Origin of the sequence: Rhizobium sp. 9140 (genome assembly GCF_900067135.1) — a bacterium.
In the GTDB taxonomy this organism is placed as follows: Bacteria; Pseudomonadota; Alphaproteobacteria; order Rhizobiales; family Rhizobiaceae; genus Ferranicluibacter.
This window is the reverse complement of record NZ_FJUR01000002.1, coordinates 1092807-1118518: the sequence shown is the minus strand read 5'-3', so window position 1 is coordinate 1118518 and position 25712 is coordinate 1092807. Positions and strand designations below refer to the sequence as shown.

General features: G+C 62.0%; 25 protein-coding genes and 2 pseudogenes. 17 read left to right on the top strand and 10 right to left on the bottom strand.

What is annotated here, in order from left to right; translation table 11 throughout:
• The first annotated feature begins 187 nt into the window (after positions 1–187).
• The 5 genes from GA0004734_RS22645 to GA0004734_RS22625 all read left to right on the top strand — a co-directional run bounded on the left by GA0004734_RS22645 (position 188) and on the right by GA0004734_RS22625 (position 6066).
• Positions 188–1309, top strand: coding sequence for a BMP family ABC transporter substrate-binding protein (locus GA0004734_RS22645; RefSeq protein ID WP_092938054.1), 1122 nt, complete (start codon positions 188–190; stop codon positions 1307–1309).
• A gap of 201 nt (positions 1310–1510) precedes the next feature.
• Positions 1511–3034 (top strand): ABC transporter ATP-binding protein, encoded by a 1524-nt coding sequence (locus tag GA0004734_RS22640; protein WP_175386630.1) that lies wholly within the window; start codon positions 1511–1513, stop codon positions 3032–3034.
• Position 3035: 1 nt separating this feature from the next.
• On the top strand, positions 3036–4076 hold the full coding sequence (locus GA0004734_RS22635; protein WP_092938050.1) for an ABC transporter permease: 1041 nt from the start codon (positions 3036–3038) through the stop codon (positions 4074–4076).
• Positions 4077–4087: 11 nt separating this feature from the next.
• Positions 4088–5023: an ABC transporter permease gene (locus GA0004734_RS22630; RefSeq protein ID WP_092938048.1), complete on the top strand. Its 936-nt coding sequence runs from the start codon at positions 4088–4090 to the stop codon at positions 5021–5023.
• 185 nt (positions 5024–5208) lie between these two features.
• Positions 5209–6066: an aromatic ring-hydroxylating oxygenase subunit alpha gene (locus GA0004734_RS22625; protein ID WP_092938046.1), complete on the top strand. Its 858-nt coding sequence runs from the start codon at positions 5209–5211 to the stop codon at positions 6064–6066.
• A 292-nt stretch (positions 6067–6358) separates the two neighbouring features.
• Here the strand turns inward: GA0004734_RS22625 and GA0004734_RS22620 are convergent, their stop codons facing one another.
• From GA0004734_RS22620 to GA0004734_RS22605, 4 genes are all read right to left on the bottom strand, one after another.
• Positions 6359–6988: an isochorismatase family protein gene (locus GA0004734_RS22620; RefSeq protein ID WP_092938328.1), complete on the bottom strand. Its 630-nt coding sequence runs from the start codon at positions 6986–6988 to the stop codon at positions 6359–6361.
• Positions 6989–7029: 41 nt separating this feature from the next.
• On the bottom strand, positions 7030–8607 hold the full coding sequence (locus GA0004734_RS22615) for an amidase (protein ID WP_175386628.1): 1578 nt from the start codon (positions 8605–8607) through the stop codon (positions 7030–7032).
• A gap of 5 nt (positions 8608–8612) precedes the next feature.
• The gene (gene rutA, locus GA0004734_RS22610; RefSeq protein ID WP_092938042.1) at positions 8613–9710 is read right to left on the bottom strand and encodes a pyrimidine utilization protein A; all 1098 of its coding nucleotides are present in this window, start codon (positions 9708–9710) and stop codon (positions 8613–8615) included.
• 276 nt (positions 9711–9986) lie between these two features.
• Entirely contained in the window at positions 9987–10793 is an 807-nt protein-coding gene (locus tag GA0004734_RS22605; RefSeq protein WP_092938040.1) for a GntR family transcriptional regulator, read from the bottom strand.
• Between the two features lie 171 nt (positions 10794–10964).
• Between GA0004734_RS22605 and GA0004734_RS22600 the strand changes: the two genes are divergently transcribed.
• From GA0004734_RS22600 to GA0004734_RS26165, 4 genes are all read left to right on the top strand, one after another.
• Complete coding sequence (locus GA0004734_RS22600) at positions 10965–12182, top strand: MFS transporter (protein ID WP_092938038.1); 1218 nt, start codon at positions 10965–10967, stop codon at positions 12180–12182.
• Between the two features lie 271 nt (positions 12183–12453).
• A complete protein-coding gene (locus GA0004734_RS22595) occupies positions 12454–13551 on the top strand; it encodes a sugar ABC transporter substrate-binding protein (RefSeq protein ID WP_175386626.1) in 1098 nt (365 codons plus the stop codon).
• A 38-nt stretch (positions 13552–13589) separates the two neighbouring features.
• Entirely contained in the window at positions 13590–15173 is a 1584-nt protein-coding gene (locus tag GA0004734_RS22590; RefSeq protein ID WP_092938034.1) for a sugar ABC transporter ATP-binding protein, read from the top strand.
• Positions 15170–15616 (top strand): hypothetical protein, encoded by a 447-nt coding sequence (locus tag GA0004734_RS26165; RefSeq protein ID WP_175386624.1) that lies wholly within the window; start codon positions 15170–15172, stop codon positions 15614–15616. The genes GA0004734_RS22590 and GA0004734_RS26165 overlap by 4 nt, the downstream gene beginning before the upstream one ends.
• On the opposite strand, the gene istB is transcribed toward GA0004734_RS26165, so the two are convergent.
• Both istB and istA read right to left on the bottom strand, forming a co-directional pair.
• Positions 15577–16335: an IS21-like element helper ATPase IstB gene (gene istB, locus GA0004734_RS22580; protein ID WP_092930036.1), complete on the bottom strand. Its 759-nt coding sequence runs from the start codon at positions 16333–16335 to the stop codon at positions 15577–15579. The two genes, GA0004734_RS26165 and istB, sit on opposite strands and share 40 nt — an antisense overlap.
• The gene (istA, locus tag GA0004734_RS22575) at positions 16332–17828 is read right to left on the bottom strand and encodes an IS21 family transposase (protein ID WP_139056207.1); all 1497 of its coding nucleotides are present in this window, start codon (positions 17826–17828) and stop codon (positions 16332–16334) included. The genes istB and istA overlap by 4 nt, the downstream gene beginning before the upstream one ends.
• Positions 17829–17985: 157 nt before the next feature.
• On the opposite strand from istA, the gene GA0004734_RS26160 reads away from it, so the two are divergent.
• Positions 17986–18201 carry a hypothetical protein gene (locus GA0004734_RS26160; protein ID WP_092938032.1) on the top strand — a complete coding sequence of 72 codons (216 nt, stop codon included), beginning with the start codon at positions 17986–17988 and terminating at the stop codon, positions 18199–18201.
• Positions 18202–18203: 2 nt separating this feature from the next.
• On the opposite strand, the gene GA0004734_RS22565 is transcribed toward GA0004734_RS26160, so the two are convergent.
• Positions 18204–19061 (bottom strand): manganese catalase family protein, encoded by an 858-nt coding sequence (locus GA0004734_RS22565; protein ID WP_092938030.1) that lies wholly within the window; start codon positions 19059–19061, stop codon positions 18204–18206.
• A gap of 160 nt (positions 19062–19221) precedes the next feature.
• On the opposite strand from GA0004734_RS22565, the gene GA0004734_RS22560 reads away from it, so the two are divergent.
• The 7 genes and pseudogenes from GA0004734_RS22560 to GA0004734_RS22530 all read left to right on the top strand — a co-directional run.
• Positions 19222–19734 carry a ferritin-like domain-containing protein gene (locus GA0004734_RS22560; protein ID WP_092938028.1) on the top strand — a complete coding sequence of 171 codons (513 nt, stop codon included), beginning with the start codon at positions 19222–19224 and terminating at the stop codon, positions 19732–19734.
• A gap of 45 nt (positions 19735–19779) precedes the next feature.
• Positions 19780–19978: pseudogene (locus tag GA0004734_RS26555) on the top strand (hypothetical protein).
• A gap of 246 nt (positions 19979–20224) precedes the next feature.
• Entirely contained in the window at positions 20225–21259 is a 1035-nt protein-coding gene (locus tag GA0004734_RS22550) for an IS110 family transposase (protein ID WP_092938026.1), read from the top strand.
• Between the two features lie 431 nt (positions 21260–21690).
• Positions 21691–22125 (top strand): IS66-like element accessory protein TnpA, encoded by a 435-nt coding sequence (locus GA0004734_RS22545; RefSeq protein WP_092932084.1) that lies wholly within the window; start codon positions 21691–21693, stop codon positions 22123–22125.
• Entirely contained in the window at positions 22118–22471 is a 354-nt protein-coding gene (gene tnpB / locus GA0004734_RS22540; RefSeq protein WP_060716621.1) for an IS66 family insertion sequence element accessory protein TnpB, read from the top strand. Before GA0004734_RS22545 ends, tnpB begins: the two co-directional genes overlap by 8 nt.
• 53 nt (positions 22472–22524) lie before the next feature.
• Positions 22525–24114, top strand: coding sequence for an IS66 family transposase (locus GA0004734_RS22535; RefSeq protein ID WP_092932082.1), 1590 nt, complete (start codon positions 22525–22527; stop codon positions 24112–24114).
• 69 nt (positions 24115–24183) lie between these two features.
• Positions 24184–24307: pseudogene (locus GA0004734_RS22530) on the top strand (transposase); the annotation flags it as partial.
• A gap of 96 nt (positions 24308–24403) precedes the next feature.
• On the opposite strand, the gene GA0004734_RS26750 reads toward GA0004734_RS22530, so the two are convergent.
• From GA0004734_RS26750 to GA0004734_RS26545, 3 genes are all read right to left on the bottom strand, one after another.
• Complete coding sequence (locus GA0004734_RS26750) at positions 24404–24655, bottom strand: transposase (protein WP_092938326.1); 252 nt, start codon at positions 24653–24655, stop codon at positions 24404–24406.
• Positions 24555–24890 carry a transposase gene (locus GA0004734_RS26550; RefSeq protein ID WP_092938024.1) on the bottom strand — a complete coding sequence of 112 codons (336 nt, stop codon included), beginning with the start codon at positions 24888–24890 and terminating at the stop codon, positions 24555–24557. The genes GA0004734_RS26750 and GA0004734_RS26550 overlap by 101 nt, the downstream gene beginning before the upstream one ends.
• Before the next feature lie 69 nt (positions 24891–24959).
• A complete protein-coding gene (locus GA0004734_RS26545) occupies positions 24960–25352 on the bottom strand; it encodes a helix-turn-helix domain-containing protein (protein WP_092938022.1) in 393 nt (130 codons plus the stop codon).
• Positions 25353–25712: the final 360 nt, after the last annotated feature.

Below are 25712 nucleotides of genomic sequence, written 5' to 3'. Positions count from 1 at the left end.
GAAAGGCTTTGCGGCACGACAGGACTGGGGAAACTTGCGTCAGGTCCGTGCCTTCTCCTCGAATTTCCTATGTTGGCCGGCGCATTGCAGATGCGGGATCCGCAGGGAAGCGCCAACTGGCACGCGAGTTGCTTCAGAACAAGGCTGGGCGCGACGTCGCTCAAGAGAACGACCTGAAGGGGATGCCATGATCGACCTGCGTACACTTTCCCGCCGCGGCTTCTTGAATATGAGCGCGGTCGGAGCAGCCTCGCTGATGCTGCCGGCCGGCTTTGCCCGCCAGGCGTTAGCGGCGACCGCGCTTCCGGCTATTGCCGAAGAAGACGCCGTGATCGGCTTCGGTCATGTCGGTCCCATTTCCGACGAGGGCTGGACCTGGTCGCACCATCAGGGTCTGCTGGCCGTCAAGGAAGCCTATCCGAAGCTCAAGAAGATCCTCGAAGTCGAGAACATTCCCTATTCCGCCGATGCGACGCGCACCTATCGGCAGTTCGTCTCGGAAGGCGCCAACCTGATCTTCGACACGTCGTCGAACGGCGACTTCCTGCACGAGGTCGTCAAACGCGCCACGGACGTGGCGTTCCTGGAATGCAACGGCCACATCACCATGGACAATCTGGGCTGGTACTACCTTGCCCACTGGTATCCAACCTATGTGCTGGGCGTGGCCGCCGGCCACCTGTCGAAGACGGGCAAGCTCGGCTACGTCGCATCCTTCCCGGTGGCGTCCGTCTACGCCTCCACAAACGCCTTCCTGATGGGTGCGCGCACCGTCAATCCTCAGGCGACACTCCAGACCATCGTCATCAATTCCTGGTTCGATCCGCAGGCCGCGACCCAAGCCGGCACGGCGCTGATCGACAATGGTTGCGACTTCCTGTTCGGCATCATGGACGAGGCCGGCTACCTGCAGGTCGCCGAAAAGCGCGGCGTCTGGGCTGCGATGTGGAACACCGACATCCGCCGCTACGGCCCCAATTCCTACGTCTCCTCTGTCATCATCGACTTCAAGAAGTTCTATGTCGATCAGGTCGGCAAGCGCCTGGCCGGCACTTGGACGCCGAGCGAGACGCTGCTGGCCATGGGTGCCGGCGTCGACCGCGACACGTGGGGCGAGAAGGTGCCTACCGATGTCGGCAAGGCCGCCGACGCCGTGCGCGACAAGATCATCGGGGGCTGGTCGCCGTTCGAGGGCGAGATCAAGGATGCCACCGGCACGGTCCGCGTCGCTGCCGGGCAGAAGATGACCGAACTGGAACTGTACAATTGGGACTGGTCCGTCGAGGGCGTTTCGGGGCTGACCTCTTAAAGATCCGCACCATGTGAAGACGATCCCGCCCCATGCTTCTCGACAAGCGGTCCGGAAGGGGCGGGTCCTATAACCGGCCTCGCCCGCCTTGCCGAAGCCAAAGCGCTCCCGCGTCCACCATCACAGCCCACAAGGTTCCCGGCCCTGTCGACATCCCCTCACGCACCTCGTTTCCAACCCGCTCCCGGCACGCCGCCTCTCGTGCAGTTGAGGGGGATCGCCAAGTATTTTCCGGGCGTCGTCGCCAACGAGAATGTCCATCTGGAGGTCATGCCAGGCGAGATCCACGCACTGCTCGGCGAGAACGGCGCCGGCAAGTCGACGCTGATGAACATCCTCACCGGCATCTACCAGCCGGATGCCGGCGAGATCATCATCGACGGCTATGCGAAGCAGTTTTCGACGCCGATGCAGGCGATCGCGGCCGGCATCGGCATGGTCCACCAGCATTTCAAGCTGGTTCAGGCCTTCACGGTGGCCGAAAACATCCATCTCGGCTGGTCGGACACGCCGCGCCGGGCCTCCGCCCATGTCCTGGAAGCGCGCACGCAGGCGCTCGCTGCCCGGTTCAACCTGGCGACCCGCCCCGGCGCACGGGTAAGTGACCTTTCGACCGGCGAGCAGCAGCGCGTGGAAATCCTGCGGGTGCTGGCCCGCGATGCCCGTGTGCTGATCCTCGACGAACCGACGGCGGTACTGACGCCGGCCGAAGCACGCGAACTTTTCAAGGCGCTGCGGGTGTTCGCCGCGGCCGGCAATGCCGTGATCTTCATCAGCCACAAGCTGGACGAGGTTCTGGAGATCTCGGACCGCGTCTCGATCCTGCGCGGCGGCCGCAAGATCGCCACCGAAAACACGGCCGACTGCACGCCCCGCCTGCTGGCGCGGCGCATGGTCGGGCGCGATATCGTCCTTGCCGACATGCGCCAGCGGGCGCCGGGCGCCCGCCCGGTGTCGGCAACTCCGGTGGTGAGCCTCGAAAACGTGTCCGCCATCGGCGACGGCGGCCATCTGGCGCTGAGCGACATTTCGCTTGAGATCCGCGCCGGCGAGATCGTGGGCATCGCGGGTGTTGCCGGCAACGGGCAGCGCGAGCTGAGCCAGGTGCTGACCGGGATCCGTCCTGCCAGCGCCGGGCGCATCCTGATCGAGGGCCGCGAGGTTGCGGCGAGCGATCCCGCAGCCTTTGCCGAAGGCGGGATCGGCCACATTCCCGAAGACAGACTGCACAGCGGCCTTGCGCCCGCGCTCAGCATCACCGTCAACGCCGTGATGCGGGAATACAGGCGACCGCCGGTATCGCAGGGCGGCACCTATCGACCGGCCGCGGCCATGGTGCTCGCCCGCGAGATTGCGGCTGCCGCCGAGGTCGCCATTCCGGATTTCGGCATGCCCGTGCGAAACCTTTCAGGCGGAAACCAGCAGCGGCTCGTAGCGCGGCGCGAGATCCGCATCGCCAGCAAGGTGCTCGTCGCAGCCTATCCGAGCCGCGGCCTCGACGTCGGCGCGATCAACACCATGCTGCGTTACATCGTCGAGCTGCGCGATGCCGGCGCCGGCATCGTCCTCATTTCCGAAGAGTTGGAAGAGCTGCTCAACCTGTCGGACCGCATTGCCGTTCTCTACGAGGGAAAGATCATGGGCATCCTCGACAACGACAGGACCGATATCGACGAGATCGGCCTGATGATGGGCGGCCGCATGCGCATCCCCGGAGCTGCCTGACATGGCCACCTTCCGCTTCCAGCGCATCCCCTCCGCCTCGTCCGGCGTCGCCTTTGCGGCGCGTGCTGCCGCCATCCTGCTGGCCCTCGCCGTCGCAGGTCTCATCCTGGCGGCGACCGGGGCCGATCCGCTCGACCTCGGCTGGCAAGTGATCTCCGCGAGCTTCAGTTCTAGTTTCGGCCTGGAGGATCTGGCGCTGCTCGTCACGCCGCTGATCCTGACCGGCCTGTCGGTCGCCGTCGCCCAACAGATCGGCGCCTGGAATATCGGCGCCGAAGGCCAGTTCTATGCCGGCGCCTTCGGGGCGGCGGTGGTCGGCCTGTTCGTGCCCGGCCCGCCGGCTTTCACCCTTCCCGCCATGTTCGCGGCGGGGCTGCTGGGCGGCGCGCTGTGGATCCTGATCCCGACGCTGGCCCGCGCCTATGCCAATGTCAACGAACTGATCACCACGCTGCTCCTCAACTTCGTCGCCATCCTCCTCGTCTTCTACGTCTCCACCAGCGTCTGGCGCGACCGCACCGCCAATTCCGCGACGCCGCGCATGTCCGCTGAAATCCCCGAATTCTGGGGCTCGGTTCACTGGGGCCTGCCCATCGCGGTTCTGGTCGCCGTCGCGGTCGGCCTGTGTCTCGCCTTTTCGCGCTGGGGCTACGAGGTGCGCCTCGTCGGCTCCAACCCGTCGGCGGCAAAATATGCGGGGATCCCGGTGCGCCGACACTTGATCGTCGTCATGCTGCTGTCGGGCGCGATCGCCGGCCTTGCCGGCATGCTGGAGGTGGCGGGAACGGTTCACCGGTTGCAGGGCGGCATTTCCAACAATTACGGCTATCTCGGCATCATGGTCGCCGTGCTCGCACGCTCCTCCGCCATCGGCGTCGTCTTTTCCGCCGCGCTGATGGCCTTCATCCTCAACTCCGGCATCATCCTGCAGACCCAGGGGCTGACGACCTCGGCGGTGCTGGCGATCACCGGGCTCATCCTGTTTCTCACCGCCATCGGTGACGAACTCGCCCATTACCGCATCACGCGCGACACGGCGTGAAGGAGCAGACGATGGATCTTCTCACCGGCCTCTTCACCACGGCATTCCTCGCAGGCGGCGTTCTGGCGCTGGCAGCTCTCGGCGAGGTGCTGGCCGAGCGGGTCGGCGTCGTCAATCTGGGTGTCGAGGGTCTGATGGCGATGGGCGCGCTGACCGCGATCGCCACTGTCGCCGCCGTGCCTTCACCCAGCATCGGCTTTATGGCAGCGCTGGCCGTCGGCGCGCTGTTCGGCATGGTGTTTGCCTTTGCGACCGTTATCCTGCGCGCGAACCAGGTGCTATGCGGGCTCGCCCTGACGTTGATGGGCAGCGGTCTCGCCTCCACTATCGGCCGCGCCTATTCCGGCATGCCGGCCCGCGCCGTCTTTCCGGGCGTCGAGGTGCCGATCTTCAGCACCCTCCCCGTTCTCGGCAAGGCGTTCTTCTCGCAGAACATCCTCGTCTACCTGATCTACATCATCCTGCCGGTCGGGCTGTCCATCCTGATGTTCCGGACCCGCCACGGGCTGAACCTGCGCGCCGTCGGCGAGAACCCGGCAGCGGCCGATGCGGCGGGCATTCCCGTGACGCTGATCCGCTTTGCCTATGTCACCGCCGGCTCGGCGCTTGCGGCGGGCGCCGGAGCTTATCTGACCCTGACCTTCGTACCCTCCTGGTCGGACGGCGTGGTGGCCGGTCGCGGCTGGATCGCCGTGGCGCTGGTGATCTTTGCGGGTTACCGGCCGATCCCGGCCGTGCTGTCGGGCCTCCTGTTCGGCTTCATCACCGCGCTCGGCTTCGTCGGGCAGGCGCGGGGCTGGCCGGTGGCGCCTGCCTTCCTCTCCATGCTGCCCTATCTCGGCACCGTGGCCTTCATCATCGTGCCGGTGCTCGCCTTTCAGCGTATGCGCCGCATCATGGCCGCCCCCGCCGCCCTCGGCCTGCCCTATTATCGCGATGTCCGGTGACTGGAGACTGGAGACTGGAGACTGCCGATGTCCACGCCACCCGTGAAAGACATCGTCCATGTCGCGACCTTTAGCGGCGCTGTTCGCACGCCGGCCGTTCAGGCTATAGTGTCCGAGTATCGACAGACGAACGGCCGGGCATCAGACCGTGATGAACCGGATCCACGACCAATAGGAGGCGTCGCATGAACACCTGTTCGGACAAGGCCGCGCTCGATCAATGGTATCCGCTGGCGACCGAGGCGGACCTGCCCTGCGGCACGACCACGAGCCGGCTTCTCGGCACGGACCTCGCGGTCACGCGCACAGGCGATGGCACCATCACCGTCATGGCGGAGGGCCGCAACGATCCGCTGCCGACAATCCGCCGCTTCGGCCTGCTCTGGGCGACGCCCGGCACCCCGGCCGGCGGACTGTTCTCGCTGCCCGAGGCCGACGAGGCGGACCGGCGCGTGGTCAATTGCGGCACCGTGGCGGTGCACGCCTCCGGCTTGCGCATCGTGGAGAATTTCCTCGATATGGCGCATTTTCCCTTCGTCCACACGGATATTCTCGGCGCCGAACCGCACACGGAGGTGCTGCATTACAATGCCGAGATCCGGCGCGACGTGGACGAGGTCTGGGCGACCAACTGCCAGTTCTTTCAGCCGCAGGCAGCGCTGTCTGCCACATCCGGCATCATGACCGACTATATCTACCGGGTCATGACTCCGTTTGCGACGCTGCTTTACAAGACCTGCCCGAATGCCGCCAACCGCTGGGACGTGATCTGCCTGTTCGTCCAGCCGCTCGATCCCGATCGCTGCATCGCCCATCCGGTGATGTTCCTGATCGACGACGTCTCGACCACCGCGGAGCTTGTGCAGTTCCAGCAACTGATCTTCCTGCAGGACCGGATCATCCTCGAGAACCAGCGTCCTCTCCTTTTGCCGATGGAGCCCCGCGCGGAGATCCCGACGCGCGCCGACGCCTCGTCCATCGCCTATCGCCGCTGGCTGAAGGAGAAGGGCATCACCTACGGTACGACGACGATGGCGGCGTGACCGCGCCGCAGACCGGACAGCATCTGCGCCCAGTCACGCTGCTTGCCTCCGGACACCGTGAACATCGGACACCACGGGCAGCCACCGCTATCCGACGTCACGGCCGGTGACTTCGGTTCCGAGATCGCCCTGCTCGAGAGGGGTGTGCCGTGACGGAGATAATGTCATGGGATCTGGCTTGCGTATTGCGCGCTCTGTCGCGGCTGCAGACACTCGAAGCAGCATTTTCCCCATGGCTATCACGATTTCAGCTTGGCACCGGACCGGTGGTTTCTCCCAGGAGAAGCCCTTCTCACGAAAGACCGTCGAAATGCGCAAGAATGTCCGCTTCGGAGACGACGTCGGCGTATTTTGCGTTCATGTCGAAGAGGTTGGCCTCGTGGGGTGCGGGGTGGCGGTCGCCGCAGGCATCGCGGACCACGGTCGTGATGAACCCGTGCGACATGGCATCGACGCAGGATGCACGCACGCAGCCGCTGGTTGTCAGTCCCGTGAGCACCACGTTATCGACGCCCATGGACGTCAGAAGCGGCGCGAGCGAGGTGCCGAAGAAGGCGCTTGGATACTGCTTGGTGACGATGAATTCGTCGCTTTCGGGCATGAGCCCGTTCGGCCAGCGGCCGAGCGGGTTTCCGGCGGTGAAGCAGGCCAGCGGCTTGGCTTTCTGGAAAAACCGGCCGCCATCGGCACCGCTCGGATGAAGAACGACACCGGTCAGAATGACGGGAATGCCTTTCGACCGGGCGCGTTCGCGAATGCGTAGCGCGCTTGCCAATGCAGCATCGACCCCGGCATAGAGCGGGCTGTCCGGTTCGAAATAGGCCTGGACGAAATCGACCAGGACCAAGGCCGGCTTGCGTCCGAAGCCGATCCTGTTGTCATAGGCTTTCCGGTAGTTATCGAGCAGATCGTCGGCGGACATCTTGGTTGCTCCGTGCGTTACCATCCCTTCGTCAAAGGGCATTATACGAACACTTCCAGTCGAGGAGGCAACGCCCCGTGATGGTCGGTCGCCGCCTGAAAAGCGACGCCGGCGCGCAGGCAGAGACCGTCATCCAACGGCCGCCCGACGAGCTGGATACCCGTGGGAAGGCCGTGTTTCCCAACACCGGAGGGCAGCATCAGCGCCGGAAAGCCGGTGAGATCGAACAGCATCGTGTTGCGGGAGATAATCTCCTGAAAAGGAATGGGCCGGCCATCGACATCCACCGACATCGTGTCGAGCCGCCCCGCCTCGCCGCCCAGACCCGGCGTGATCATAAGGTCCACGCCGGCCATCGCCGCCAAAACCGTCTCCTGCGCTTCAAGCCGCATCTGCAGCGCGCGTCCGTAGTCCGAAGCGCGAATCTCCATACCCTGCCGCAGCCGGTGCACGAGGCCCGCATCGAACAGCGCGGTGTGATCGATCCGCTCCTCGTGGTAGGTCGCAAGCTCCGACAGCAGGATCGTCCACCCGGCTTTGTGCAAGGGCTCGACGTCGATCTGCGGCATCGGCACCAGTTGGCAGCCGAGCGTCTCGAAGACGGTCAGCGCCGCCCGCCAGTTGAAAAGAACATCGGACGACACCTGATCCGTGAACCAGCCACAGGGAACGCCGATCCGCAGGCCGGCGACATCGGCCGCGCCATGACGGAGGCCTTCGCACTCTGCGTTCAGACCGGCGTCGAACAGGGCGGTCATGACGGGAAAGCTCGCGGCGATGTCCGCAGCGCTTCTCGCCATGGGGCCGACATGATCGAGCGTCCAGGAGAGTGGCGCGACGCCTGCGCGCGACACGCGCTCGCGGCTCGGTTTCAGGCCCGTCGTGCCGCACCAGCAGGAGGGAACGCGGATCGAGCCACCCGTATCTGTGCCAAGTGCCAGCGGCAGGAGCCGCGCGGCAAGGGCGGCACCGGAGCCGGTCGAGGATCCGCCTGTCCAGCGGGTCGCGTCCCAGGGGTTGGCAACTGGGCCATAGCGCGGATTGAAAGGAGAGCCGGTGGCAAATTCGGTCGTTGCCGTCATGACGAAGGGGATGGCGCCGGCGGCGCGAAGTGCTGCGACCACCGGGGCATCGTCCCGGGCAATCCTGTCGCCGGTGAACATCGAGCCGGACGTAACAAGGGTCCCCGCGACGTCGATGATATCCTTGATGCCGAACGGGATGCCTTCGAGCAGTCGCGCGGTTCCCGTCTGCCAGCGCCGGGTGCTCACCGCTGCGGCCTCGTCCGCTCCCGGCACGCGGGCGAGGATCGCGTCCCGCCCGGATGCATCCTCGTTGATCGCGATCCGGAGGGCGGACAGGACGTCGGACGGGGTTATCGTGCCCGCGGCATAGGCGTGCAGGAGGTCCCCGACGCCTGCATGACGGACGGAAATCAAATCTCGCACGGCACAGCCTTCGAGAGACCGCTCGGTTTCGTCCGGCAGGATGGAGCGATCCTGTCCCGACAGCGGCGCGACAGCAGGCACTGTCCGAAAGGGCGCGTCGGCACGCGTCGGATCCCGCATACCTGCGGGATCGAGCGTCGCCGGCGGTGGTATCTGTTGGTGCGCGGCCATGCCGCTCATTCGGCAGCGATGGCCGCTGCGATGGCCGTGGCGCCCGCGCGGGTCTGCATCAGGGGCTGGATACGCTCGCCGAACTGGTCGAGACCGACGAGGAAATCGTCGAAGGTCAACATGATGCCCTTGGTGCCGGGCACATCGCCGGCTTCGTCGAGCATCTGCGCCACGCTGGCATAGGAGCCGACGAGGGTGCCCATGTTGAAGTTGACGGCGCCTTCGGGAAGATTGATGTGCTTTGCCGTCGAGTTCGGGTCCGCCGTCTGGTCGCGTCCGCCTTGGTCCGCCATCCAGGCAAGGGCGTCCACATCGGCACCGGCGCGATATTTCTCCCACTTCGCCTTGGCGAGCTCGTCCGTTTCATCGGCGATCACCATGAACAGCACGTAGGCGCCTACGTCGCGGCCGGTCTTTGCCGCCGCTTCGACCAGTGTCGTGTTGTTGGGCGCATAGGCTTTCGGCGTGTTGATCCCCGCACCCATGACGAAGTTGTAATCGGCATATTCAGCGGCAAATGCCATGCCGCGCGGGCTCTGGCCTGCCGCGACGATCTCGATCTTGCCCTGCGGCGACGGCTTCATCCGGCAGTCGTTCATGGTGAAATGCTTGCCGGAGAAGGTGCATTCGCCGGTCTCCCAGAGGTCCTTCATGATGTGGACGTATTCGCTGGCGTAGTCGTAGCGATAGCCGAAATAGGCATCGCCCGGCCACATGCCCATCTGGTCGTATTCGGCCATCTGCCAGCCGGAGACGATGTTGATGCCGAAGCGGCCCGGCGCGACGCTGTCGATGGTGCTCGCCATGCGGGCGACGAGCGCGGGCGGCAAGGTGAGAACGGCCGTCGAGGCGAAGAGCTTGATCTTGCTGGTGACCGCGGCAAGGCTGGCCATGAGCGTGAAGGATTCGAGGTTGTAGTCCCAGAACTCGGCCTTGCCGCCGAAGCCGCGCAGCTTGATCATCGACAGGGCGAAATCGAGCCCATAGGCCTCCGCCTTCTGCACCACCTGCTTGTTGAGCTCGAAGCTCGGCATGTATTGCGGCGATTCCGTCGAAATCAGCCAGCCATTGTTTCCAATTGGAATGAAGACGCCAATGTCCATGGAGATACTCCTTTGCAGGATCGAGAGAGGCAGAAGACGCACAGTATGTACGAACTAATGCAAAATTCATGAGACCTGTCCAGCGTAAAATTGCTGTATATTTATGCGTGAATATTATTTAGGCAATTGCATTCCACTTCTGCCGCGGCGCTGGTCAATACCGTCGCTTTCGCGCGCGGTGAGGCGGCCACTGGAGAGAATGGCGAAAGTTTACTCATGGAATGCAGGGTGCCGGACGCACCTGGGCAGCGGCAACCGTGCGTGCGCTGTGACCGATCAGCTTCCGGCGCGTAGCGTCGTCGAATAGGTAAACCGGTCGGCAGGCAGAATCTGGAAGGCGTACTCGATCAGGCGGCGGCCAGCACTGAAATAGCGGCGCGTCACCTGAAGGGCGAGATCGCCGGCCTTGCTGTCGATCTGCGCCGCGATCTCAGCCGTCAGGATAAGCGGCTTGATGTCCTGCTGTATTTCCTGGATCTTCTCGCCGGTATAATCTTCGATCAGATGGAAGATCGCGGACTTTGCGACGGCGAGGTCGCGCACGGCAGGCGCCAGACGCGCATCTATATAGACCTCGTTCCACGAATACGGCTTTTGCCGGGTCGCCGGGTAGCGTACCCCGCTCATATGCAGGAACTTGCGGCCGGGCCGGCAACCGAGCTCCACAGCCAGCCGTCCCTGCGCCGATATTTCTTCCTTATGGGTGATGACGAATTCCGTCTGGCTGGCGATCTCGAACAGTTCGGACCGCGAATGCGCGATGAAGCGCTTCCCGTCGAAGTTGGACCCCGCCTCGACGCGCGTACCGACACCCTTGCGGGCCGATAGCTGTCCGCTCGCGCGCAATGTGCCGATGGCCTGCCGGACGGTCTGGCGGCTTACGCCAAGGGCAGCAGCCAACTCATTTTCCGTCGGCAGGAGCGAGCCGACCGGAAATTCGCCCCGCCGGATGCGCGCTTCGAGATGGTGCGCAACCTGCATGTAGAGCGGCGCCGTGACGAGTTCGGGCCTCCAGTCTTCGGCATCGACCACAACCCCCGTCGGTTCGCCCTCACCCAGTGTCGCCATCGGCGCTTTGCCCATCCGTCTCGCTCGCCTCCCACTCAGCGTCTTCTTCACCCGTTTTCACCATGGGAGGCAAACGAAATCCAGCATAGCGAAAAAGGCAACGTCCGCGTTGCCGAGGCAGGGGAAATCAATTAGTACGCACATATACAAATTCCATGTGTCACCATTCTCGTTGAAAGTCCCTCCATGTCCGACATGCTGGCAGAAGCGGCCGCGCCGCAGCGCGCCTCGTCCCTCCTTCAAACGCTCACCGTCGCCACTCTCGTGCAGATCGTCGCCACGGCCAGCGTGCTTGCCTTGACCGCAATCGCGCCGGTCGTTGCGCTGGATCTCGGCATCGGCGCGCATTGGATCGGCTACCAGATCAGCCTCATCTACGCCTCCGGCATGATTTCGTCCGCCGTCGCCGGCACGCTGGTCCAGCGCTTCGGGCCGGTGCGGATCGAACAGGCAGCGCTTGGCTGCTTCATCTTCGGCTGCATCGGCATCGCCACCGCCATGATCGGGCTGATCGTGATCGGCTCGCTGTTGATCGGCATCGGCTACGGGCTCAACAATCCCGCAGCGTCCGAAATGCTGAGCCGCGTCACCCCGCCTGCACGCCGCAACATCGTCTTCTCGCTGAAGCAGAGCGGCGTCCCACTTGGCGGCATTCTGGCCAGCTTCCTCTTCCCCTATCTCTCGGCCAGGCTCGGCTGGCATGCAGCGCTCCTGGTCGGCGCAGCACTTCCGTTTCTCGTCTCCCTGCTGATGATGGCGACGCATGCGGCGGAACCCGTCGCATCCCGCAAGCCCACCTCGTTTCGCAGCGGTTTCCTGGACGAGCAGACGATCATCTGGAGAAACCCGAAATTGCGCGCGCTGAGCGCGCTTGGCTTTGCCTACTCCGCCATGCAGCTGTCGGTATCCGCCTTTGCCGTGGTCACGCTCGTTCACGATGCCGGATGGTCCGTGCTCGCCGCCGGCTCGGTGGCGGCCGCCATGCAGTTTGCCGGTGCGTTCGGCCGCATCTTCTGGGGCGTCGTAGCCGACCGGATCGGCGGCGGCTTTCTCACCCTGGCGCTGCTCGGGCTTCTGGGCGGGCTTGGATATGCCGGCCTTTTCTGGCTGCAGGACATGCCGACCATCGCCCAGATCGCGCTGTTCGTCGCCATGGGTGGCGTGACCATCGGGTGGAACGGCGTGCTTCTGGCCGAAGTCGCGCGCAACGCGCCGGATGCCCGGGTCGGCGCGATTACCGGCGGCGTCCTCGTCTATACCTTTATCGGCGTCATCGTAGGTCCATCAAGCTTTGCCATGCTCTACGCCCTCATCGGCCACTACGGCGCCAGCTTCCTTGCGTTTTCGCTGTTCGGCTTCGGAGGCATGCTGGTCGCCTGGCAGGCCCACCGCGCATGCAACTGATAAAATAGGCATGAAATGTACAGACAAACCGACCTTCGCTATGGTGCAAAGGCCCGTTTCCGGCGTTGCATGTCTATACCGTCCGACCCGCCTCCTGACCAAGGAAAGAGCGCCCTGCCTATCAATACATTATAATTGCACAGTTTATATGCAGGAAACTTTTTTAGGCAAATACGGTTGACGGTCGATCGAATAAGTACGTACATTATCCCCACGACTTTCGTTCAGGCAGACCATGGGGCTCGCGCTGAAGAGCCGGAAAAGGGGATATATGCAGAAGCTTCTCACCGGCGCCTTTCTGGCCGCTTGCACCTATGGAATGAGCGCTCCGGCCATGGCAGATCCGATGGCGGATGCAAAGGCAATCATCGCCGAGCATGAGAAGATGCCTGCCTTCGAAGCGCCGGGCGAAGCCTTCGATGCGAAGGCTTGCATGAAGGACAAGAGGGTCTTGTCGATCCCGATTTCGATGACCATTCCGTTCAATGTCGAACTGCAGAAAGCGATGGCCTCGGCGGCGGCCGAGGTCGGCTTCACCTACACGACCTGGGACAACCAGCTGAAGGTCGATCAGTGGATCCAGGGCGTTTCGCAGGCGATCAGCCAGAAATACGATGCGCTCGACATTGCCGGCGGCCTCAATCCCGAAGTGCTCGGCCCGCAACTCTCCGAAGCCCGCTCGTCCGGCCTCAAGATCAGCACCACGCATCTCTACGACGTCACGCAGGAGCAATTCGCCGGCGTGGACTATTCCGCCAAGGTCGATTTTTCCGGCGCCGGCAAGCTGCTGGCAGCTTGGGCCTATGTGAAGACTGTGGGCAAGCCGAACGTGCTGATCGTCGGCTCGTCCGATGTCCTGCCCTCCATTCCCTTCGTCAAGGCGATCCAGAGCGAGCTTAAGGCGCTCTGCCCGGACTGCACGCAGAAGCATCTCGATGTGCCTGTGTCCGAATGGGCGACGAAGATCCAGCCCGGCGTGCAATCGGCACTGATCTCCGATCCCGGCATCAATTTCGTCCTGCCGATCTACGACTCCATGTCACAGTTCGTCTTCCCCGCCCTGCGCATCACCGGGTCGGAGGGCGCTGTCAAGATCGCGAGCTTCAACGGCACGCCCTTCGTGCTCGACATGCTGCGCGAGGGCCAGGTGGACATGGACATCGGCGAAAGCCTCGGCTGGGCCGGCTACGCCGCCATCGACAACATCATGCGCATGATCTGCGGGCTGCCCACCGCCACCAAGCTCAACGTGCCCCTGCTCGTCTTCGACGAGAAAAACGTGAAGACCGCCGGCATCCCCGCCAATTTCAACGACGGCTATGGCGATGCCTATCTCGGCGGTTTCCGAAAGCTGTGGAAGCTGAACTGAGAAAGCCCGCCCGGACCGCAAACCTCAGGACGTCGCCCATGCCTGCACCCGACATGCCCGCACCTGACGCAACGACGGGTAAAGACGTCCTTCGCATGTCGGACATCCGCATGCGCTTCGGCAGCCATTACGCGCTCGACGGCGTGACGCTGTCGATCCGCCGCGGCGAGGTATTCGGCCTCCTCGGACAGAATGGCTCCGGCAAGTCGACGCTAATCAAGGTGCTTGCCGGTTTCCACCAGCCGGAGGCCGGCAGCGAAATCGTGTTGTGGGGCGAGACGATGCCGCTGCCGCTCGATCCGATGGCCATCAAGAAGCGCGGCGTCGCCTTCGTCCACCAGCATCTCAGCCTCGTGCCGTCGCTGACTGTGGTGGAGAATATGCGGGTGACGGCGCTTGGCCAGAAGACGCCCTGGCGCGTTTCCTGGACGAAGGAAGCCGCCCGCGTCGGCGCGCTCTTTGCCGAGTTCGGCCTTACCATCGATCCGTTCGCGACTGTCGCCAGCTTGCCGCCGGTGGAACGGGCTTTCGTCGCGATCGTGCGGGCCTTCGATGACCTTCGCGCCTCCGATGCCGGCTATGGCGGTGAAGGCATTCTCGTGCTCGATGAACCCACACCCTTCCTGCCGGCACAGGATGTCGAACGCCTCTTCGCCCTGATCCGCTCGATCGTGCGGACCGGGGCCTCCGTCGTCATCGTCACCCATGATATCGATGAGGTCCGGGATATCACCGATCGCGTCGCCATCCTGCGCGACGGCAAGCTGGTCGCCATCCTCGACACGCAGACGACCGGCCGGCAGGCCATCCTCGACACGATCGTCGGATTGCGGGTCGATGCCTTCGAGAAGACCCGAAAGACGAGCGTCGGTGCCCCGGCCGTCATCGTACGCGACCTGACAGACGGCCGTCGCCCCGGCTTCGATGTGGACATCCGCCCGGGCGAGACCTTGGGTATCACGGGCCTGATCGGCTCGGGCTTCGCCGCCGTTCCCTACATGCTCTATGGCGCCCGTCGTGGCGCGGGCCGAATCCGGATCGGCGGCCAGGAGATCGATCTCGCGCGCATGACGCCGCAACGCGCCCAGTCCCTCGGCATCGCCTTCCTGCCCGGCGACAGGCTGGGGGCCGCCGGCATCGGATCGCTGCCCATCACCGACAACATCACCCTGCCGGTGCTGGCCGATCACCTCTCGGCGCTCGGTCTCGACAGGGGCGGCATGCGCCGGCAGGCGGCCACGCTCTCGCGCGATTACGACGTGCGGCCGGCACGGCCCGATCTCAATCTCGGCTCGCTGTCGGGCGGCAACCAGCAGAAGGTTCTGCTGGCCAAATGGCTGCAGACGAAGCCGACGCTGCTGATGCTGGACGAACCCACGCAGGGCGTGGACTTCGGCGCCCGCCAGCAGATCTTCGAGGCGCTGCACCGCGCGAGCGAACAGGGCACGGCCGTTCTCTGCGCCTCCACCGACAACGAGCAGCTCGAGCAGATCTGCGACCGCATCATCGTCTTTGCCCGTGGGCGGCCGGTCGCAGAGCTTACCGGCGCAGACATCACCCGGAAATCCATCGCCGAAGCCTGCTTCCATGGCGAGACAACCGCAGCGGAGGCCGCGCAATGACGACCATCGACCTCTCCACGCCTGAGACGTCCACCAAAGCCGGCCCTGCGAAGCCGCCGCGCCGCCCGCTCGACTGGAAGACCGAGACCGAGCGTTTCGCGCTGCTCGGCGCCTGGATGCTGCTCATCGCCATCTTCGGCATTCTGATGCCGGATTCCTTTCTTAGCTGGCGCAATTTCTCCACGATGTTCGGCTCGCAGGCGGTCCTCGTCGTCCTCACGCTGGCGCTGCTGGTTCCGCTCACCTCCGGCGATTTCGATCTCTCCGGTTGTGTCAACGGCGGAGTAAAATCCTGCCACGCGGCGGCGCAAAAGTCGGCCACTTGTGGCGCGCGCATGAGACCGCCGGGAGGGCTTAGGCCCGAGCGGGGGTCTCATGCGCGCGTTGCGATTTTCGAAGGGCGTCAGCCGGCCTTTCGGGCGCGGCTTTGGGCGAGACGATAGCTGTCGCCGTTCATCTCGAGGATGCTGACGTGATGGGTGATGCGGTCGAGCAAAGCGCCGGTCAGGCGCTCGGACCCCAAGGTTTCCGTCCATTCGTCAAAAGGAAGGTTGCTGGTGATCAGGGTCGCGCCTCGCTCGTATCGTTGCGAGATCAGCTCGAACAGCAATTCCGCGCCGGTCTTTGACAGCGGCACGAAGCCCAGTTCATCGATGATCAACAGCTGGTAGGCGGCCATCTGCTTCTGGAACCGGATGAGACGCCGCTCGTCGCGCGCCTCCATCATCTCGCTGACCAGTGCGGCCGCTGTCGTGAACCCAACGGACAGGCCCTTCTGGCAGGCGGCCAGGCCGAGGCCGAGCGCCACATGGGTCTTGCCCGTGCCGCTGGGGCCGAGAGCGATAACGTTCTCCCTGCGCTCGATCCATTCGCAGCGCGCCAGTTCCAGCACCTGCATCCTGTTCAGCTTTGGGATGGCGGCGAAGTCGAAACTGTCGAGGCTTTTGACGACCGGGAACCTGGCCGCCTTGATGCGACGCTCGACCTTGCGACGGTCCCGTTCGATCATCTCCCGCTCGGCAAGCCGGGTGAGGTATCCGACATGATCGACGCCTTCGGTGGCGCACAGCCGGGCCAGCTTCTGGTACTCGCGCTGGAAACTCGGCAGCTTCAGGGTTTTGAGATAATGGGTGAGAAGGATCTCGGGTGCTTGGGTGTTCATGCGACTTCTCCCGCATCCGACGACAGGAGACGCATATACGCCTTCGCCGATGTCGTCTCGACCGTCGCCCTCGGCAAATACGGGTAGATGGACAGGTCCAGTCTGGGCGGCCGGCGTTCCACCCGGCACAGGATCAGATGCTTGACGGCGTCAAAGCCAATGGCGCCAAGCTGGATCGCCTGCTTCACCGCCGCATGCAGATCGGCGAGTTCGAAGCTCTCCAGCAGGCGGAGGACCTGCACGTACTCACGCCGGCCGTGTTTGGCCATGCGGCCTTCCATCAACCGGCGCAGCGTAGCGAACTCTTGCGGCAAGTCCCAGCCCTGGAGGGGCGCTGCCTGATCCAGCGAATTGATCTTCTGCTCGATCAGCGGCAGGTAATGGACAGGATCGAAGACGACGTCTTCCCGTTCCCAGCACCGAGGATGGCGGGCGATGATCTCGCCACGGCCACCAATGACCACTTCGTTGACATAGCCGCGCACCCACACATCCTGATGGCCATAGGCGACCGGGACGGAATAGTCGTTGGTCTTGTAGCGCACCAGCGACTGCGCCGTCACCTTGGCACTTGCCTGGTCGCAGGCATCAAATGGCGAGGCTGGCAAGGCGCGCATGGCAGCCAGATCGCGCCGCAAGCGCTCGCCGATCGTCTCGCTCTCGCCGCGCAGCCTGTCGCGCTGGCGCTTCCGGCACTGCTCCTCCAGAAAGGTGTTGAACGCCTCCCATGTCGCAAACTGCGGGATCGGTACCATGAAGTTGCGCCGGGCATAGCCGACGAGACCCTCGACGTTCCCCTTGTCGTTGCCCTTGCCGGGACGGCCATAGCGATCCCGGATAAGGTAGTGGGACAGGAAGCCGCTGAACAACGTCGCGCGCTTGCGGGTGCCGTCAGGCAAAATCTTCGCCACCAGGCAACGGTCGTTGTCGTAGACGATCGATTGCGGCACGGCGCCGAAGAAAGCGAACGCATGGACATGGCCATCGACCCAGGCCTCGGCCACTGCCGCCGGATAGGCCCGCACGTAGCAGCCGTCGCTGTGCGGAAGGTCGAGCACGAAGAAATGCGCCTTCTGCTCGACACCGCCGATGACCACCATCGCCTCACCGAAATCGGCCTGCGCATGGCCGGGCGGATGCGACAGCGGCACGAACACTTCCTGGCGGCGCTGATCCCGCTCGCGCATGTAATCCTTGATGATCGTATAGCCGCCAGTGAACCCGCATTCGTCTCGAAGCCGGTCAAACACCCGCTTGGCCGTATGGCGCTGCTTGCGCGGCACTTGTCTGTCTTCGTCCAGCCAGTGATCGATCGTCGAGACAAACGCATCCAGCTTGGGCCGCCGGATCGGTGATTGTCGCTGATAGCCAGGTGGCGTCGAATAGGACAGCATCTTGGAAACGCTGTCGCGCGATATGTTGAAATGCTTTGCAGCCTGACGCCGGCTCATGCCTTCCGAGCAAGCCAGTCGAACCTTCAGATATAATTCCACGGTATAGATCCCCAGGCCCTCCTGCGCTCATTGCAGAAGAGAAATAGGTGGCCGACTTTTACGCCGCCCGAAGCGGGACAATCCCGCCGCTACCGTGGTCTAATTTTGCACCGCCGCTCTCAGCAAGAATTCTCGAACCCGCTTCGATGAGGAGCACATGCAGATGTTCATGCGCGATCACGGTGACAAGGTTATCAGTGTCACCCAGTTCCCGAGCACAGGCGAGCCCTCCGAAACCTCCTCCCACGATCACAATCTTGGTGTCACAGCGATCCCTGCTGCATGTTTGCCGCAAGCTCCGAAACGCAACCGCTCCCGGGCTTTGCTGGCCCGGAAAGGGGCAATGCGCAGCGGCATTGCCCCTTTCCGTTGATCTTAGCCAATCTGTTCGCTCTGCGCGCCACTGTCCGGTCGCGCCGGCCCCAACACCGGCTCTTCGCCGAGCGGCCGATTCTGGAAAACAGTGAACTGGCCTTTTCCGTCGAGAGAGGGACCTTCGTTCCAGCGTGCCGGCGCTGGCGCCGACCCATCGGCTGCGGTGGCGAAGAAATCGTAATTATGCCGCTCGTCTTCCTTCTCCTGCGGAAAACTGTTCGGAATCGGCAAAACACCCTCGTGTCCGCCAAGCTCCTCGATGACGGCAAGCCACTGTTGCTGGTGCATCGTGTCCCGAGCAATCATGAAATGAAGCATGTCCTTCATGCCGTCATCATGGGCGGCATTGTACAGTCGGGTAGCAAGGACACGGCCGGTGCTTTCAGCAGCGACATTGCAGTACATGTCGGCAGCAAGGTTGCCGCTGGCATAGATATGCGACATGTCGAAAGGCACGCCGTCGGAATTGGCCGGATAGGCTGACAGGCCCGTCGACAAGATGTGACGATGCAGCATTCCTTCGACGACATGACGCGGGTTTTCTCCGCCCATCACGGCACCGACGATTCCGTCAGCGGCTCCGGCTTCTGCCAGACTTGCCGGCGCCGTTTCAAGATTGAGAGCAACCGCTGTCGCCAGCATCTCGATATGCCCGATCTCTTCCGTTGCCGTATGAAGAAGCATATCGCGATACTTCGTCGTGGGACCGCGCGCGCCCCAGGCCTGGAAGAAGTATTGCATGCACACCCTGATTTCCCCTTCAACGCCGCCGATTGCTTGCTGCAGCATGCGAGCGAAGATGGGATCGGGCGACGTGACCTTCACGGGATATTGCAGGCGCTTGTCAAAACTAAACATGGTTTCTCCTCTGTTCCTGGATTGAAACGTTGATACCGGTTGCACAAGGCCGCCGAACAGGATCGCGACGCGAAAGTTCCCGCCTGCTTCGCAGCGGTTGCCAGTTCGGAACCAATCGACCGCCAGCCGGTTAGCAGCCCGTCAAAAAAAGGAGAGCAGCATGGCAGAAAGCGAGACCCGCGAAATTTTCGTTACCGGTCTGAGAAACGCACATGCGATGGAAAATCAGGCACTGTCGATTTTGAAGCCGCAGCTGAAGCGGATCGAAAACTATCCCGACGTCGCTGCGAAGCTGGAGCAGCACATCCGGGAAACAGAAGGCCAGATCGTTCGTCTTGAGGAGGTTCTGACAGGCCTGAACGAGGATCACTCGACGCTCAAGGATATGGCGCTTTCTTTCACCGGCGCGATGGCGGCGATGGGCCATACGGTAGCGGGCGATGAAATCCTGAAGAACGCCTTCGCCAACTACGCTTTCGAAAACTTCGAGATCGCCGCCTATTCATCGCTGATCACAGTGGCCGAGGCTGGTGGTTTCAATGCCGCCCTGCGCGGACTGCAGGCAAATCTTGCCGAAGAACAAGCGATGGCGCAGTGGCTCGACGCCAACCTCGCAGCCGTCACGACACGGTTCCTAAGCCTGCGCGAAGCAGGCGCGACGGCAAAGGTCTAAAAGGGCAGGAACGCCGTTTATCGAAGAACCAGCAGGAGGATAAAGATGAAAACAACGTCACATGATACCGGCGCACCCGGCACAACCGATCAAGCTCCGCGATGGGAAGGCCCGGACGAAACACGGCCACGCGGCTATCTTCCGGCGAAAGACAATCCTCATCGCGACAGAGACGCTGTCGGAGAGAATAACGCGGATCCGTCGCAACAACGTGACCGACGCCGGCAAAACAAAAGGCAAATGAACTAGGGATTAAGCATACGGACAGACGCCTCAGCATTTCGGGACTGCGGGCCGCTTTGCTTGCCTACAAATAAAAATGGCGGCACTGACGCCGCAGCGAAAAGCTATTGACCGGTGCATTCAATCAAAGGCTCCACCATCGGTCGCATCGGCGTCCGCCCGGTCCCCCTTTTGTTGATTATGGGATGGCCCGCCCTTCCGAGAACATCGAGTATGATGTCTCTTTTGAAGAGAAAGGAGCCGAGCCATGCAGATTTCCATATTGGGTGTCGACATTGGGAAGAACAGCTTCAGTGTCGTTGGTGTTGACGGCCAGGGTGCCGTGATTTTGCGTCGAACAATGCGGCGACAGACATTGATTGATTTTGTCGAGAAGCTGCCACGCTGCGTCATCGCGATGGAAGCATGCTGCGGCGCACATCATCTTGGTCGGCTCTTTGCCGCTGCTGGTCATGAAGTGCGGCTTATGTCGCCGGAATATGTCAGGCCTTACGTAAAAGCACAGAAGAATGATGATCGAGATGCAGAGGGAATTGCCGAGGCGGCGTCTCGCCCGACGATGCGGTTCGTGGACCTGAAGAGCCAAGAGCAACTTGATATCCAGACGCTGCATCGGGTTCGATCACGCCTGGTTGCTGAGCGCACGACCTTGATCAATCAGCTCCGCGCAATTCTTCTGGAACGAGGTGTGGTGTTCCCTGCCGGGCGCGTGAAGTTCGAAAGTGCTCTTGATGACCTTATTGCCGGAGGCAACGACGTATTGTCGCCGCGCATCCGAAGCCTGATCCTGGAATTGCGAGACGAATGGCGAAGGCTCGACCAGAAGATTGAGACGTTGAACACGGAGTTCGTAGCGCTCGCCAAGCAGAACAGCGCAATGCGTCGTCTGACTTCAATACCTGGGATCGGTGTCTTGAATGCGACCGCGCTCGTTGCAGCGATCGGAGATGCCAGCAGCTTCCAGCACGCCCGAGATCTTGGAGCATGGTTGGGACTTGTGCCTCGTCAGTTCACGACCGGTGGCAAGGCGCGGCTGCTTGGCATAACCAAGCGCGGCAATACATATCTGCGAACCCTGCTCGTTCATGGTGCTCGAGCGGCGATGCACACGCTCAGTCAGAGCGACACGCCGATCGGCCAATGGCTCAGAGCGATGTTGTCCAGAGGCGTGGCGCGTAATGTGGTCATCGTGGCCTTGGCGAACAAACTGGCGCGTATCGCGTGGGCGGTGTTGCGCAAAGGTCTGCCATACGAGCGGTCCTATGGCGTCGCGGTAAATTAGGTAATTGGCTGCTCTGATGCGCAGCCTACGATGTTTGCGAGTGGAATGGAGATGGCCTGACAGTTGATCGGCGTTCAGATAGCCCAGCAGTGGAAATGGTTCTTGGAAACCGTGTTGATTATCGTGGCGCTGAACGTGCGGATATCCATCTTGGCCACGGTATGACCGTGAGACCGAATACGTTGAAGCAGACTGGTCAGGTATCAAAAAATCACTTGCAAGCAGGGCGGGCCATACGTTTCCACTGAGAGCTGACCGGCATTTTGAATAGCCGCTAGATTTGTAGACGCCTTCGCCCCTAAATTTGAGGCAGGAGGCCTATATGGGTAAAGGCAATGTCACAAAAGAGGTAAGCGCGAATTTCTCCGCACCTTCTGTAATTGAGTGAGCTTTGGCATGAGGTGTCCACTTAAAAAAGGTGGACACCAAGTATGGGTGAAGGTCAAAAACTTGCTGTGCGGCTGGTTGGTCGGAATGGAAGACGGCGCTTCGATCAAGGTTCGAAAGATCGCCTTGTTGCGGCCTGCCTTGAACCCGGCGCATCAGTATCGAAACTGGCGCGAGAACACGGGGTCAACGCGAACCTCGTTTGGAAATGGATCAGGAAACATACCCCGGCACATCCATTATCGCCGTCTTCGACATCTGCGTTTATTCCAGTTCAGATTGCCGCCCCGAGCAGCGAGTTCGACATTGAGATGCCTGCCACGGATCGCGAAGAGCGATTGCCGACGACGGAGAGGAGCGACCCGCTGACCTCTCCAGCGAAGGTGAGTGTATCATTGCCGAATGGTGTGAGATTGACGCTGGAGTGCCGCGATCTCAACGCATTGACGGCAATCATCGGAGCTCTGGGTCATGTTTAAGCTTGGCGCTGATCTTCAAGTCTATCTGCATCGCGAACCGATCGACTTCCGGGCCGGCATCAACAGCCTTGCGGTCCTGGTCCAGGAGACGATGGCGCTGGACCCGTTTGCTCCTGCAGTGTTTGCCTTCTGCAACCGCCGGCGTGACCGGGTGAAGCTGCTATTCTTCGATCGCTCGGGCTTCGTGCTCATCCTGAAGCGGTTGACCGAAGACAAGTTCCGATGGCCGCGCCGAGAGGTGACGGTGGTCACACTGACGACCGAGCAACTGCACTGGATCCTCGACGGGATCGATATCGATGCGATGATCCGCCATCCCGTGCGGCAGTATCAGATCGCCGGCTAAAGGTGGCGAATTGAGCTATTGACGCGGCAGCACGGCTCAGATTCAAAACTGGGATGACCCGAACCGGCGAACTGAGCGTTGCAGAGCTGATGGCGCATTTGGCGGCCAACGCCGCCGAAATTGCTGCGCTCAAAGCCGAGAAGGAGGCCCTCTCGCAGCGGGTCGTCAAGCTTGAAGAAGAACTGGCGCTTGCAAGGCTCCATCGTTTTGCCCCCCGCAGCGAAAAGCACATTGATCGCATCTTCAACGAGGCCGAAGAGGCCGCGGACGAGGATGATCCTGATTATGGCGACGCGGCCGCCGATCTCCCGGATACAGGCTTGCCGGTGGTCCAAAGCACAACGGGAAAGAAGCGTGGCAGAAGGCCTCTACCGGAAGATTTGCCACGCGAGCGTGTCGAATATGACCTTGCCGACGATCAGAAAGCTTGCCCTTGCTGCGACAGTCAAATGCATCGCATGGGCGAGGCCGTCACCGAGCAGCTCCATATCGAGGTCAAGGCAAAAGTCCTGCAGAACGTGCGGTTCAAGTATGCCTGCCGCCATTGCGACCGCACCGGGATCAATACGCCTGTCGTGATCGCTCCGATGCCGACGCAGCCCCTGCCGGGCAGCATCGCCACCGCCTCGACACTGGCTTTCGCGCTCGTCCACAAATACGTCGATGGCACGCCGCTCTACCGCGTGGCTCAGACATTCGAGCGTGCCGGCGTTCCGATCAGCCGAGGCGCTCTCGCTCACTGGGTGATCGGCTCGAGCGAGAAGCATCTTCACCGCATCTATGATGCGCTGAGATTGCGGCTCAGGTCGCAGCCTCTCATTCACGGTGATGAGACGACCGTTCAGGTCCTCAAGGAAAAGAATAAGGAAGCCACCAGCACATCGTATATGTGGGCTTATCGCAGCGGCGAGGACAGTGACGAGCCGATCGTGCTTCTCGACTACCAGCCCGGCCGCGGTCAGATTCACCCACAAACCTTCCTTGGCAAATACCGCGGCATACTCATGACGGATGGCTACACAGCCTGGCGCACCTTCGATGATGCCACCCATGTCGGATGCATGGCTCATTCCCGGCGGCGCTTTGTCGAGGCACTCAAAACCAGAAAGAATGGAGGCGGACCGCCGGAACAGGCACTCCGGTTCTTCGAGCAGCTCTACCGGATCGAAAAACAGGCGCGAGACAAAAAGCCCGACGCCGATGAAACGCAGGCCGATTGCATTCGCCGTTTCCGGCAACAGCACAGCTTGCCGGTCCTGAACGCTCTAAAGGCATGGCTTGACAACATCGCGCCGAAGATTATGCCTGATACAAAGCTCGGCGATGCAGTGTCCTACACCCTCAACCAATGGGATTATCTGACGCGCTATATCACCGACGGCAGGATGCCGATCGATAACAACATTCTGGAGCGTGACATCAGGGTCTTTGCGACAGGAAGAAAATCGTGGCTGTTCAGCGACACCGCTGACGGAGCCAAGGCCAGCGCAGTGGTCTACAGTTTGATGCTGACTTGCCGCGCATGTGGCGTCGACCCACTCACCTGGCTGCGCTATGTGCTCACTGAGTTGCCGCAGCGGGACGAAGCGGCCGAAATCGACGACCTGCTGCCGTTCAACTACGCCACGACCACTGCGGCGTAATAGAGCTGGATATCAAAATCGGTGTGACGGCGGTTCAGCGCTGCCGCAGCCGTCAAGGTGCATCGAAAATTGCGCTTACCAAAAGAGTTCAAACGTGACGCGGTGCGTCAGATCACTGAGCGGGGCTATCCGGTAGCGGAGGTCTCGCAGCGGCTGGGGGGTCAGCCCACATTCGCCCTACGAGTGGAAGAGGAAGTTCGGCACATCGAACGTCAATGCCAGCGATGAGGCCGAGGAGATCAGACGGCTGAAGAAGAAACTGGCTCGGGTCACCTTAAGCGTTTTGCATCTATCCGGCCTCATATCCTGCGGCCTTGAAGAAGTTCCGGCATTTCGCGATGGTAAAGAGATCGCAGATGTCGCCGAGGGCTTTGGCTATGGCATCGAAACTTCGGGCAGCCCGTTTGCGCAGCAGGGTTTTGAGTTTTGAGAAGGCCATTTCAATAGGGTTGAGGTCTGGGGAATAAGCCGGCAGGAACAGCAACCACGCGCGGCGAGCCTTGACCAGTCTTCCGCTCTCGAACTTTTGTGGAGGCGACATTGTCGAGGATCACCACGTCGCCGGGCGACAAGGTCGGGGCGAGCTGGGTTTCGATCCAGGCCTCAAAGATGCGACCGTTCATCGGGGCATCGACGATCCAGGGCGCTGTAAGGCCGTGATAGCACAGGCCGGCGATGAAGGTCTGGGTCTTCCACGAGCCGAACGGCGCATGAGTTCGATATCTTTGGCCCCTTGCAGACCATCCCGTTCGCTTTGTCAGCTTCGTGTTGGCCAAGTTTCGTCAATAGAAATGAGCCGGGCCAATGATGTGTTGAAGAACCGCTTGCGCCGGTTGATCCATAGGTCACGCGCTTGGGCGATCTCCGGGCGGAGTTGTTCGGCGGCCTTGAGACTTTTTTTTATGACTGAGCCCGAGCCGATGCAGCAGGCGGCAGATCGTTGAGCGATCGACCAAGACGCCGCGCCCAAGCAACTCAACGCCCAATTCATCCAGCGTCACATCGCCATTCTCGGCCACCCGCGCATGGATCCAGTCCGTATGACCCATAAGCTTGCCGCCGCCCAAATGTCCCTGCCGAGCCGGCTTCAGCGCGCCGGAGGCCCGCTTCAGGATCACCATGTTGTTCACACATCTCGGCGAAACTCGGAAATGTCGGGCGGCTTCCCGATGACTGTTGCCTTCCTCGACAAACGCAACAACACGCGCACGCAATACAATCGGATGCGGCTTGCCCATGGCAATTCTCCCTTCCACAGGCAAATGGAATCACACATCAGCCATTTGGGAAATCTGAATCAGGAAAGTCGCAACCTGCTTGTCTTATGACTTTTCGCTGAAACCAGTGATTCTGGTTTCATCACCGGCGGCTCGACCCCGCCGGTGATGAAAGGGGATGGATCGCGCACATGCAGACCGTTCGACGGGTCGAGCTAAAGTTTGATCGCCCCTTTCTTTTCCATGTGGCCTGAACGGATACCGGGGTTTCAAAGACCCGGATGACAAGCATAGGACAGGAGAAAATGAGCCAGACCGTAGCATGTTTCGCCGGTATCGACATCTCCAAAGAGACGCTCGATCTAGCCTTTTCGAATGACA

What these genes read in the sequence shown, in the direction of transcription:
- GA0004734_RS22565 (WP_092938030.1), bottom strand. Translation starts at nt 19,061, where the DNA reads ATGTTTAGTTTTGACAAGCGCCTGCAATATCCCGTGAAGGTCACGTCG.
- GA0004734_RS22595 (WP_175386626.1), top strand. Translation starts at nt 12,454, where the DNA reads ATGCAGAAGCTTCTCACCGGCGCCTTTCTGGCCGCTTGCACCTATGGA.
- GA0004734_RS22635 (WP_092938050.1), top strand. Translation starts at nt 3,036, where the DNA reads ATGGCCACCTTCCGCTTCCAGCGCATCCCCTCCGCCTCGTCCGGCGTC.
- tnpB (WP_060716621.1), top strand. Translation starts at nt 22,118, where the DNA reads ATGTTTAAGCTTGGCGCTGATCTTCAAGTCTATCTGCATCGCGAACCG.
- GA0004734_RS22590 (WP_092938034.1), top strand. Translation starts at nt 13,590, where the DNA reads ATGCCTGCACCCGACATGCCCGCACCTGACGCAACGACGGGTAAAGAC.
- GA0004734_RS26545 (WP_092938022.1), bottom strand. Translation starts at nt 25,352, where the DNA reads ATGGGCAAGCCGCATCCGATTGTATTGCGTGCGCGTGTTGTTGCGTTT.
- GA0004734_RS22600 (WP_092938038.1), top strand. Translation starts at nt 10,965, where the DNA reads ATGTCCGACATGCTGGCAGAAGCGGCCGCGCCGCAGCGCGCCTCGTCC.
- GA0004734_RS26160 (WP_092938032.1), top strand. Translation starts at nt 17,986, where the DNA reads ATGCAGATGTTCATGCGCGATCACGGTGACAAGGTTATCAGTGTCACC.
- GA0004734_RS22535 (WP_092932082.1), top strand. Translation starts at nt 22,525, where the DNA reads ATGACCCGAACCGGCGAACTGAGCGTTGCAGAGCTGATGGCGCATTTG.
- GA0004734_RS22645 (WP_092938054.1), top strand. Translation starts at nt 188, where the DNA reads ATGATCGACCTGCGTACACTTTCCCGCCGCGGCTTCTTGAATATGAGC.
- GA0004734_RS26750 (WP_092938326.1), bottom strand. Translation starts at nt 24,655, where the DNA reads ATGTCGCCTCCACAAAAGTTCGAGAGCGGAAGACTGGTCAAGGCTCGC.
- GA0004734_RS22630 (WP_092938048.1), top strand. Translation starts at nt 4,088, where the DNA reads ATGGATCTTCTCACCGGCCTCTTCACCACGGCATTCCTCGCAGGCGGC.
- GA0004734_RS22560 (WP_092938028.1), top strand. Translation starts at nt 19,222, where the DNA reads ATGGCAGAAAGCGAGACCCGCGAAATTTTCGTTACCGGTCTGAGAAAC.
- GA0004734_RS22545 (WP_092932084.1), top strand. Translation starts at nt 21,691, where the DNA reads ATGGGTGAAGGTCAAAAACTTGCTGTGCGGCTGGTTGGTCGGAATGGA.
- GA0004734_RS26165 (WP_175386624.1), top strand. Translation starts at nt 15,170, where the DNA reads ATGACGACCATCGACCTCTCCACGCCTGAGACGTCCACCAAAGCCGGC.
- GA0004734_RS22550 (WP_092938026.1), top strand. Translation starts at nt 20,225, where the DNA reads ATGCAGATTTCCATATTGGGTGTCGACATTGGGAAGAACAGCTTCAGT.
- istB (WP_092930036.1), bottom strand. Translation starts at nt 16,335, where the DNA reads ATGAACACCCAAGCACCCGAGATCCTTCTCACCCATTATCTCAAAACC.
- GA0004734_RS22605 (WP_092938040.1), bottom strand. Translation starts at nt 10,793, where the DNA reads ATGGGCAAAGCGCCGATGGCGACACTGGGTGAGGGCGAACCGACGGGG.
- rutA (WP_092938042.1), bottom strand. Translation starts at nt 9,710, where the DNA reads ATGGACATTGGCGTCTTCATTCCAATTGGAAACAATGGCTGGCTGATT.
- GA0004734_RS22615 (WP_175386628.1), bottom strand. Translation starts at nt 8,607, where the DNA reads ATGGCCGCGCACCAACAGATACCACCGCCGGCGACGCTCGATCCCGCA.
- GA0004734_RS22625 (WP_092938046.1), top strand. Translation starts at nt 5,209, where the DNA reads ATGAACACCTGTTCGGACAAGGCCGCGCTCGATCAATGGTATCCGCTG.
- GA0004734_RS22620 (WP_092938328.1), bottom strand. Translation starts at nt 6,988, where the DNA reads ATGTCCGCCGACGATCTGCTCGATAACTACCGGAAAGCCTATGACAAC.